This is a genomic window from Polaromonas sp. (assembly GCF_018780625.1).
Taxonomy (GTDB): Bacteria; Pseudomonadota; Gammaproteobacteria; order Burkholderiales; family Burkholderiaceae_C; genus Polaromonas.
Map to the genome: position 1 here is coordinate 43,395 of NZ_JADMJK010000121.1, position 9,355 is coordinate 52,749.

The 9,355-nt window shown below is 64.0% G+C and carries 10 protein-coding genes; 7 read left to right on the plus strand and 3 right to left on the minus strand.

Annotated elements, in window-relative coordinates; all coding sequences use genetic code 11:
• Nucleotides 1–66 precede the first annotated feature (66 nt).
• Nucleotides 67–1,422, minus strand: a complete 1,356-nt coding sequence (locus IV091_RS10790) for an AmpG family muropeptide MFS transporter (RefSeq protein ID WP_293468513.1) — start codon at nt 1,420–1,422, stop codon at nt 67–69.
• Nucleotides 1,423–1,453: 31 nt separating this feature from the next.
• Between IV091_RS10790 and IV091_RS10795 the strand changes: the two genes are divergently transcribed.
• Together IV091_RS10795 and fdxA are read left to right on the plus strand one after the other, a co-directional pair.
• Nucleotides 1,454–2,299, plus strand: coding sequence for a M48 family metallopeptidase (locus IV091_RS10795; protein ID WP_293468515.1), 846 nt, complete (start codon nt 1,454–1,456; stop codon nt 2,297–2,299).
• Nucleotides 2,300–2,430: 131 nt separating this feature from the next.
• Entirely contained in the window at nt 2,431–2,766 is a 336-nt protein-coding gene (gene fdxA, locus IV091_RS10800) for a ferredoxin FdxA (RefSeq protein WP_293468517.1), read from the plus strand.
• A gap of 27 nt (nt 2,767–2,793) precedes the next feature.
• Here fdxA and IV091_RS10805 read toward each other — a convergent pair whose 3' ends face one another.
• A complete protein-coding gene (locus IV091_RS10805) occupies nt 2,794–3,822 on the minus strand; it encodes a PHB depolymerase family esterase (RefSeq protein WP_293468519.1) in 1,029 nt (342 codons plus the stop codon).
• 32 nt (nt 3,823–3,854) lie between these two features.
• Nucleotides 3,855–4,277 carry a CopG family transcriptional regulator gene (locus tag IV091_RS10810; RefSeq protein WP_293468521.1) on the minus strand — a complete coding sequence of 141 codons (423 nt, stop codon included), beginning with the start codon at nt 4,275–4,277 and terminating at the stop codon, nt 3,855–3,857.
• Nucleotides 4,278–4,361: 84 nt separating this feature from the next.
• Here IV091_RS10810 and IV091_RS10815 point away from each other — a divergent pair, with 84 nt between their 5' ends.
• From IV091_RS10815 to phnE, 5 genes are all read left to right on the plus strand, one after another.
• On the plus strand, nt 4,362–5,210 hold the full coding sequence (locus IV091_RS10815; protein WP_293468523.1) for a PA4780 family RIO1-like protein kinase: 849 nt from the start codon (nt 4,362–4,364) through the stop codon (nt 5,208–5,210).
• A gap of 273 nt (nt 5,211–5,483) precedes the next feature.
• A complete protein-coding gene (phnF, locus tag IV091_RS10820) occupies nt 5,484–6,212 on the plus strand; it encodes a phosphonate metabolism transcriptional regulator PhnF (RefSeq protein WP_293468525.1) in 729 nt (242 codons plus the stop codon).
• 48 nt (nt 6,213–6,260) lie between these two features.
• Nucleotides 6,261–7,208 carry a phosphate/phosphite/phosphonate ABC transporter substrate-binding protein gene (locus IV091_RS10825; RefSeq protein WP_293468526.1) on the plus strand — a complete coding sequence of 316 codons (948 nt, stop codon included), beginning with the start codon at nt 6,261–6,263 and terminating at the stop codon, nt 7,206–7,208.
• A 123-nt stretch (nt 7,209–7,331) separates the two neighbouring features.
• Nucleotides 7,332–8,144, plus strand: a complete 813-nt coding sequence (gene phnC, locus IV091_RS10830; protein WP_293468528.1) for a phosphonate ABC transporter ATP-binding protein — start codon at nt 7,332–7,334, stop codon at nt 8,142–8,144.
• A gap of 9 nt (nt 8,145–8,153) precedes the next feature.
• Entirely contained in the window at nt 8,154–9,179 is a 1,026-nt protein-coding gene (phnE, locus tag IV091_RS10835; protein ID WP_293468530.1) for a phosphonate ABC transporter, permease protein PhnE, read from the plus strand.
• Nucleotides 9,180–9,355: the final 176 nt, after the last annotated feature.

Genomic DNA, 9,355 nt, shown 5'->3' on the forward strand with positions numbered 1-9,355 from the left:
CACGCTTGATCCGGCCATCCGGGGTTTGCGGATAGCTATAAAAAATATAGCTAACTGTGGCCGTATTTATTTGGCTTGAATCGTATTGGACCGCGAAGCCAGCCACACCAGCAGCAGCACCGGCACACCGAGCAGCGCAGTTGCCGTGAAAAAGTGGCTGTAGCCAAACGCGTCCACGTACTGGCCCGAATAGCCCGCCAAAAACTTGGGCAGCAGCAGCATCATGGAGCTGAACAGCGCGTACTGGGTGGCCGAATAGTTGACGTTGGTCAGGCCCGACAGGTAGCCAATGAAGGCCGCCGACGCGATGCCGCTGGACAGGTTGTCGGCCGAAATCACCACGATCAGCGCGTTCACATCGTGGCCGCGCGAGCCCAGCCAGGCAAACAGCAGGTTGCTGCCCGCGCTGAGCACGGCGCCCAGCATCAGCACGCGCATCACGCCAAAGCGCATGGCCAGCGCGCCGCCCACAAAGGCACCCACCAGCGTCATGATGACGCCAAAGACCTTGGTCACGCTGGCTACTTCGTCCTTGGTGTAGCCCATGTCCACATAAAACGGGTTGGCCATGATGCCCATCACCACGTCGCTGATGCGGTAGACCGCGATCAGCGCCAGGATCAGCAGCGCCTGCTTGCCGTAGCGGCGCAGGAAGTCGGCAAACGGCTCGATCAGCGCGCCCTTGAGCCAGTCGGCCGCGTTTTTGCTGGGCGGCAGTTCGCGGCGCAGCGGCTCGGGGGACAACAGCACGGTGGCCACGCCCAGCAGCATCGACGCGGCCATCACCAGGTAGGCCGCCTGCCAGGCGCCATGCTGGTAGACCGCGCCGCCTGTCACTTCAGCCCGCGCGGCAATCCACAGTGCGCCGGCGCCGGCCCAGATCATGGCGATGCGGTAGCCGGTCTGGTAGCTTGCTGCCAGCGCCGCCTGGCGCTCCACATCGGCCGACTCGATGCGGTAGGCGTCCAGCGCGATGTCTTGCGTGGCCGAGCCGATGGCCACGGCCAGCGCGCACCACACCACCGGCTGCAGCGCCACACTGGGGTCGGTCAGGGCCATGGCCACCAGTGCCGTCACGATGATGAGCTGCGACAGCAGCAGCCAGCTGCGCCGCCGCCCGAGCCAGCGCGTGAGCAGGGGAATCGGCAAGCGGTCGACCAGCGGCGCCCAGGCCCATTTGAAGCCGTAGGCCAAGCCGACCCAGCTCAGGTAGCCAATGGTGGTGCGGTCAATGCCCGCTTCGCGCAGCCAGAAACTGAGCGTGCCAAACACCAGCAGCAGCGGCAGCCCGGCTGAAAAGCCCAGCAGCAGCATGCGAAAGGTGGCCGCTTCGGTGTAGACGCGCCAGACGTCGCGCCAGGCGGTTTTGGCTTTGACGGGCGCGGCGAGGGGAATAGGAGAAGCGGTGGTTTTGTCTGACATGGGGTTTTCGGTTTGTGACTATTATTCACGCATGTGCTTTTTATGTGACGCTAAACATGCCGCCTGGCCAGGTCGCCGGGCTTTTCTTTTGACCGCTGCCGGGGCTGCCGCTACCGCCGCGACCATGCCGCTGCAGGCGCAGGTCAACGTGGGCGGGTCTTCGGGGCTGCGCAACCTGGTGCCGGCCGACGAGCTGGAAGGCGCGGCCACGCAGCAATATGCCGAATTGCTGGCGGAGGCCAAAAACAAGGGCGTGCTGGCGCCGTCCAGCAGCCCGCAACTGCAGCGGCTGCGCGCCATTGCCAAGCGGCTGGTGCCGCAGGCCGCGCAGTGGAACGACCGCGCGCGGCAATGGCGCTGGGACGTCAACCTGATCAGCAGCAAGCAGGTCAACGCGTTTTGCATGCCGGGCGGCAAGATTGCTTTTTACACCGGCATTCTGGACCAGCTCAAGCTGAGCGACGACGAAACGGCCATGATCATGGGCCACGAAATGGCCCACGCGCTGCGCGAGCATGCCCGCGCGCGCATTGCCAAAAGCCAGGGCACCGGCACCTTGCTGTCGCTGGGCGCGCAGTTGCTGGGCCTGGGCTCGCTGGGGGACATGGCCGCCAGCGTTGGCACGCAGTTGCTCACGCTGCGCTTTAGCCGCGACGACGAAACCGATGCCGACCTGGTCGGGCTGGAACTGGCCGCGCGCGGCGGCTACCAGCCGCAGGCCGCAGTCAGCCTGTGGGAAAAAATGGCCCAGGCCGGCGGCGGCGCCAGCGGGCCGAGCTTTTTGTCGACCCACCCATCGGGGCCCGACCGCATTGATCAGCTGCAGCGCAACGTGCCCAAGGTGCAGGGGCTGTACCAGCGCGCCAGGCAAGGGTAGGCGGCGCCGGCGTTCGGCATCCCACGCGGCGCTTTTCAGCACCGCTTTCTGCCCGCAGGCCAGCAGCCTGCGCTGACAGGCTCTTTTTATCTCCCCGCTGCACAACGGCACCCACGCCTCCCGCATCCGCCATGCCCTTTATCGTCACCGAGCCCTGCATCCAGTGCAAATACACCGACTGCGTCGAAGTTTGTCCGATGGACTGCTTTGTCGAGGGGCCCAACTTTCTGGTCATCGACCCGGACGGCTGCATTGACTGCTCGCTCTGCGTGCCGCAGTGCCCGGTCCAGGCCATCGTCAACGCCACCGAAGCCGATGCGGCACAGCAGCCCTACATCGCGCTGAACGCCGGACTGGCCCACGCCCCGGGCTGGCGCCCCATCACGCGCCAGCAGGCGCCGCTTTCGGACCATGAATACTGGAAAACCGTGCCGGCCAAGGCGCATTGGCTGCAGCGGCCCGACTGACCAGGCGCTGCTTTTCCGGGCCTGCGCTCAGTGCGTGGTGTGCAGCTTGTGGGCCCAGAAAAAGCGCAGCATCTCCTCGCTCGCGTCCGGCCCTTTGGCGTCGGTGTAGGAGCCCCTTGCGCTGCCGCCCGACCAGGCATGGCCGGCGCCGTGCACGGTCCAGTGCTCGGCCTGCACGTTGCCGCCGGCTTCCCGGTAGATGCGCCGGGTGTAGGCGTGGCCGTTGTCGCTGCGGCCTTGTTCCTGCTCGGGCTCGGTCGTGCCGGCGCGGGCGGCCACCGCTTGCTCGCCATTGACCGGGTGGACGGTCGTGTCCTGGTCGCCATGAAACACGATGGTGGGCGGCGTCTGCCCGCTGGTGGCGCTGGCCGTGCCGCCGCTTTTCATGGCGCTGAGGGCGCCCTGAACATTGGTGGCCGAACCGGTGGCCAGGCCCGAATGCACGCCCACGGCGGCAAACAGGTCGGGGTAGGTGTCGCCCAGGATGGCCGCCATGGCGCCGCCGGCAGACAGCCCGGCCACGTAGACGCGCTGCGGGTCGATGTTGTGCTGGCGCATCACGGCCTGCGTCATGCCGGCCAGAATCAGCGGCTCGCCGCGGCCGCGCTGCTGGTGGTTGTGCTTGAACCAGTTCCAGCAACGCGAGACATTGGCAGTTTGCCCCTGCGCCGGGTAGAGCACCACAAAGTCGCGCTCCAGCGCCAGCTCGTTCATGCGCGTGCCGGCGGCAAAATCGTCGGGGTTTTGCGTGCAGCCGTGCAGCATCACGACCAGCGGCAGCGCCTTGGCGCCAGCGCGTGGCGGCACGTAGAGCTTGTACTTGCGCATGCCGGCCGCTTCGGCGTGGCTGGCGCTGGTGAACTGGCTGGCGGCGGGCGCCTGGGTGCCCTGCGGCACGGTGCGTGCCGGCACGTCCACCACGTTGGCGTGCGGGGCGTTCGCGGGTACGCGACCGCCGACCAGTGCCGACTTGATGGCCGCCGTGGCTTCTTTGAGCTTGCCGGCGCGCGTCAAGCGCGTGACTTCGGCCATGATGCGTTGGAAAGTGGGGGTCATGGAATTCCTTTGGGGTGCGGTCTGTAAAAAACTTAACGGATGCGGCCGGCCAGCGCGGCCTTGACGGCCGGGCTGGCGTGCAGCGCGCCCAGCACTACCAGCGAGTCAATGCTGGCCAGCGCCAGTTCGGGGCTGACGTCGGGGGCAATGCTGGCCAGGCCGAGCACGCGAATTTGCAACGATTCGCCGGCGGCCTGCACGGCGCGCAGATCGTCGGCGCTGAAATGCTGGATACCCAGCACTAGCATTTTGCGGGCCACCACCTGCTTGACCACTTCGGCATGGGCCGCCAGGTGGCTGCGGATGGCGGTGCGGATCAGGTCGGTCCGGTTGGCATAAAAGCCTTCCTGCACCAGCAGGTCGATCTGGCCCAGGTCCACATAACCGAGGTTGATGGTGATTTTTTCGTCGACCGGCTTGGCGGGTGCGAGGGAAGGAGTTCTGCGTGATTCCATGTTTGCCATCTTAGCACCATCCACACGGATGGTTTTTATGGATTCATGCGCTTGCCAGCCGGCATGCGGTGCACAATGGCGCCCATGAAATCACCCAAGCGACTGCAATCCCTGATCGAAGAAGGCCTGATCGACAGCGTGGTACGCCAGCTGATGAGCGGCAAGGAAGCCATGGTCTACGTGGTGCGCTGCGGCGATGAGACCCGCTGCGCCAAGGTCTATAAAGAAGCCAACGAACGCAGCTTTCGCCAGGCGGTGGACTACACCGAAAATCGCAAGGTGAAAAACACCCGCCAGGCCAGGGCCATGGCCAAGGGCACCAAATTTGGCCGGGAAGCCAGCGAGGCCGCCTGGCAAAGCGCCGAGGTTGACGCGCTCTACCGGCTGGCCGATGCCGGCGTGCGCGTGCCCAAGCCCTACAACTTTTGCGACGGCGTGCTGCTGATGGAACTGGTGACCGACGCGCACGGCGACGCCGCCCCGCGCCTGAACGACGTGGCCTTCACGCCCGAGCAGGCGCGCATCCACCACGCCACGCTGCTGACCGAGGTGGTGCGCATGCTGTGTGCCGGCGTGGTGCATGGCGATTTGTCGGAGTTCAACATCTTGCTGGCCGAAGATGGCCCGGTCATCATCGACCTGCCGCAGGCGGTGGACGCCGCCGGCAACAACCACGCCAGCCGCATGCTGCTGCGCGACGTGGCCAATTTACGCAACTTCTTTGGCGGCTTTGCGCCCGATCTGCTCAGGGTCGACTACGGCAACGAGATCTGGGACCTGTACCAGCGCGGCGTGCTCTACCCCGACACGGTGCTGACGGGCCGCTTTGAGCGCAAGACCGGCCCGGTGGACGTGGGCGGCGTGCTGCGCGAGATTGACGATGCCAGCGCCGAGGAAGCCGCACGCCGGGTGCGCATGCAGACCGCCCGCTAACCGGCGCCCTGGCAGCAAGAGTCCGCAAAACACCTGTAATTTATTCGCCCTGAACGTTCTTGTCTGACACCACTGCGGCGCTTGCCAGGCGCTGGGGCGCACCGCCGAGGGGGCGCTTCACTCTACGCGGATCACGTCAAGTGATCTTCACTCAAAGACCACACTTCTCATCAACAAAAAATCACGCTTTTTTTGTTTGAGTCTGCGCCGTCATGAAGATGACACATAGGCTGGTTACGCTTACTGCACAACCACTTGTATAGATAACTACATATGAGTCTTTACGCAGTCAGCAGAGAAAACGGAGAAGCGCTTTACGCGCAAATTGCCCGCCAACTGGAGCAAGAAGTTGCCACAGCCTATGGGCCCGGAGATTGCCTCCCGGCGGAGGGCCTTCTTGCTGTGCGATTCGGCGTCAATCGCCACACGTTGCGACGCGCCATAGATGAGTTGGTGGAATCCGGCCTGCTGGAGCGCCGACACGGACGTGGTGTGTTTGTGCTGGACAGTCAGATTGACTATCAGATCGGTGCTGGTACGCGGTTCACGGAGAACCTTGCAGCGCTCGGACTACAACCGGAAAATCGCATCTTGTGCTTACAGACACTGGCCGCTACAGAACGCGTGGCGCAACGCCTTGAGTTGAATGTTGGCGATAGGGTGTTTTGGATTGAAACTTTGCGCACTGCGGCTGATCGGCCACTGTGCGTGATCTCGCATTTCATCCCGGCAAAGCGCTTTGCCGACCTCGATACACGCTACACCGGTGAGTCGCTGCACCGGTTTCTGACCGCCACGTACGGCTGCCCATTGCGAAGAACAGAAAGCCTGGTGACAGCGGTGCTCCCGCAGGGAGATGACGCAAAGTTGCTGGGCATGCCGCAGAACCGGCCGGTGCTGCGGGTGAAGAGTGTGAATGTAGACGACCGGGATGGAACCCCGGTCGAATACGCCATCACCCGGTTTCGCGCCGACCGGATCCAACTGCGCATCAACCCGTGACTGACCAGTCTATCAACCTCGTTTTTCAACCCTGCAGGAGCTTCTTAAATGTATCCGAAACTGTTCCAACGCCGCGCCCTTCTGGCCCTTGGCCTGGCCGCTGCCACGCTCGCCCCGCTGGCCGCCTTCGCACAAGCGCAACACGATGGCAGCGCGGCCAAGCCGCTGCGTGTCATCCTGGTGCCCGCTGACGGCGGCACCGAAGACGGCACCAAAAAAGATTTTCAGCCCGTTTTCTCGGCCATTGGCCAGTCCACCGGTCTGCACTTCGACATCAAAGTGGGGCAAAGCTATGGCACGGTGGTGGAAGCCATGTGCAGCGGTGCGGCGGACATTGCCTGGTACGGCCCGGCCAGCTACCTGCAGGCCAGGGGCCGGGGTTGCGCCGAATTGCTGGCGCTGGCCGTGCGCCACGGCGAGTCGGTTTATTACTCGGGCATCTTCGCGCGCACTGACGCGGGCATCAACAGCATGGCCGACCTGAAGGGCAAAAAGATTGCGTTGGGCGATGTCAACTCCACCTCCAGTTTCAACGTGCCGGTGGCCATGATGATGGCCGCAGGCGTGAGCCCGGCGCGCGATGCCGGCAGCATCAACATGGCGGGCAGCCACGCCAACGTGATCAAGGCACTGGCCGAAGGGCTGGTGGACGCGGGCGGCGCCTCGTTCGACTCCTTCGAGAAAGCCGTCAACGCCAAAGCCATCGACCCGTCCAAAGTCAAGGTGGTGGTCAAGAGCGCGCCCATTCCCTATCCGCCGATTGCCATTCACCCCAAAGTGTCTGACGCCATCAAGGCCAAGCTGCGCGACGCCTTCAACAATGTGGACAAATTGCCCGGCATCACCAAGGACCAGATTCGTGGTTACGGTGGCGGCAAGGTTGACGGCTACACCGCCAAGGTCAGCGAGCAGGACATGGCCAACGCGGGCAAGATGTTTGACCTGGTGACCGACCAGGTCAAGACCGACATCATGAAAAAAGCCAGCACGCGCTAAAGCCCCGTTTTCGCAACTCGACCGTGCGGGGCCTGGTCCCCGCACGGTACTTCATGAAACTTTGTGGGACAGCCCGCGCTTCAGGCGCTGAGCAAGCCCTGTCCCCAACTGATTAGGACGGTCATGATCCGCTTCAACTCTCTTTCCAAAGTCTGGCCTGACGGCACTCAGGCGGTGGCCAATGTCTCGCTGGAGATCCCGCGCGGTCAGTTCTGCGTCATTCTGGGCCCTTCTGGCGCGGGCAAATCCACGCTCTTGCGCGCCGTCAACGGCTTGATGAAACCCACGCAAGGCAGCGTCGCCATCGATGGCGTGCCCTTGTCCACAGCAAGCGAACGGGCCTTGCGCCAGCGCGTCGCCATGATTCACCAGCACTTCAACCTGACCAACCGCATGAGCGTGGCGGGCAATGTACTGGCAGGCCTGTTGCCGGTGGTGCCCACGGTGCGTGCGCTGCTGGGCTGGTTTCGGCCGGAGCACCGGGCCAAAGCCTGCAAGTTGCTGCAAAACGTGGGACTGTCGCCCGCCCATTTGCAGCGCAGGGCGGGGGACCTCTCGGGCGGACAACAACAGCGCGTGGGTATTGCCCGCGCTTTCATGCTCGACCCTGAAGTGGTACTCGCCGACGAGCCCGTGGCCAGCCTGGACCCGAAAATTTCCCGCGACATCCTGACGCTGATCCGCGATGCCGCCCGTGAGCGCGGCACCACGGTGCTGTGCAGCCTGCATCAGATTGACCTGGCACGCGAGTTTGGCGACCGCATCGTGGGCATGCGCGACGGTCAGGTGGTGTTTGACGGCACGCCCGCCGACTTCACCGACGAGCGCGTGCGGGCCCTGTACCACGGCGCGCAATGGGACGATCAACCGGCTCAGGTGACCGAATCCGATGACACCGCGCACGCGCAGCCCGCCATGGCGCCGGCCCTGGCCTGAGAACACATCATGAATACCAAACCCATTCCCGTGCCCGCGCCGGGCACCCCGCTGCATTGGCAGCTTGACGCGCCGTACACCGCACGCCATGTGTTGATCGCCCTGGCCCTGCTGGTGGTCATTCTTTTCACCGGCCACCGTACCGAAATGGACCGCATGGTCGTCATGAGCGCCCAAGCCGTGGGCAAGCTCATCGGTGTGGCGGACGACTCGCAAGTGGTGCGCGGGCTGTCGCGCGTGGCGCAGTCCATGTGGCCGCCTGTCATGGGTGAGAAAGAGGAGGTGGCTCGCCTGCCTGAGCTGGACAAGAGCCGCCTGCCTTTGTTCTCGCACGTCGAAGTGCAGGAGCGCACCGAGCAGCGGCTGAACCCGCAAACGCTGCAGATGGAGACAGAGACCGAACGCATCGAGTACCTGGTGCAACCCGTCGGCTACCTCTGGACGGTGTTCGTCAAGATGGTCGAGACGTTTGAGATTGCCATCTGGGGCACCCTGCTGTCGATGCTGTTGTCCGTCCCGCTGGCCTATTACGCGGCGCGCAACTACAGCCCCAATCGCACCACCTACACCCTGGCGCGTGGAAGCATCAGCCTGCTGCGCTCGGCGCCGGAACTGATCGTCGCGCTGTTTCTGGTGCTGGCCTACGGCTTTGGCCCCATCGCGGGTGTGTTGGCGCTGGGTCTGCATGCCGCGGGTTTTCTGGGCAAGTTCTACGCCGAGGACATCGAAAACGCCGACAAAAAACCCCAGGAAGCGCTCGAAGCCATTGGCGCGGGCAAGCTCAAAACGCTGTGGTACGGCGTCATTCCCCAGGTCTTGCCGCAATACATCGCTTACTCCCTGTACATCCTGGACCGCAACCTGCGCATGGCCACCGTGATCGGCCTGGTCGGCGCGGGCGGTATCGGTCAGGAACTCAAGGGCCGCTTCGACATGTTCCAGTACGGGCATGTCGCGACCATTTTGCTGGCGATCTTCATTGCGGTATTCGTGTTGGACCAGTTTTCGGCCCGCCTGCGCGCCAAGCTGATCTGAAGGCGGCGATGACGATGCAAATCCGATTCCCGATATCTGCTTATCTAGATGTCTCCATCAATTTTCTGAAACAAGGAGCCCGCGCATGAGGCCTTCTTCACCCCCCTTGGATGTGACGCATGAGCGCGCCCAATGGCCGCGTCTGTTGCTGGCTTGCCCGCCCGAGTCGGTGCGCG

Coding starts and splice junctions, on each gene's coding strand:
- IV091_RS10810 (WP_293468521.1), bottom strand. CDS start 4,277: ATGGAATCACGCAGAACTCCTTCCCTCGCACCCGCCAAGCCGGTCGAC.
- phnE (WP_293468530.1), top strand. CDS start 8,154: ATGAATACCAAACCCATTCCCGTGCCCGCGCCGGGCACCCCGCTGCAT.
- IV091_RS10795 (WP_293468515.1), top strand. CDS start 1,454: ATGTGCTTTTTATGTGACGCTAAACATGCCGCCTGGCCAGGTCGCCGG.
- IV091_RS10815 (WP_293468523.1), top strand. CDS start 4,362: ATGAAATCACCCAAGCGACTGCAATCCCTGATCGAAGAAGGCCTGATC.
- IV091_RS10805 (WP_293468519.1), bottom strand. CDS start 3,822: ATGACCCCCACTTTCCAACGCATCATGGCCGAAGTCACGCGCTTGACG.
- phnF (WP_293468525.1), top strand. CDS start 5,484: ATGAGTCTTTACGCAGTCAGCAGAGAAAACGGAGAAGCGCTTTACGCG.
- fdxA (WP_293468517.1), top strand. CDS start 2,431: ATGCCCTTTATCGTCACCGAGCCCTGCATCCAGTGCAAATACACCGAC.
- IV091_RS10825 (WP_293468526.1), top strand. CDS start 6,261: ATGTATCCGAAACTGTTCCAACGCCGCGCCCTTCTGGCCCTTGGCCTG.
- IV091_RS10790 (WP_293468513.1), bottom strand. CDS start 1,422: ATGTCAGACAAAACCACCGCTTCTCCTATTCCCCTCGCCGCGCCCGTC.
- phnC (WP_293468528.1), top strand. CDS start 7,332: ATGATCCGCTTCAACTCTCTTTCCAAAGTCTGGCCTGACGGCACTCAG.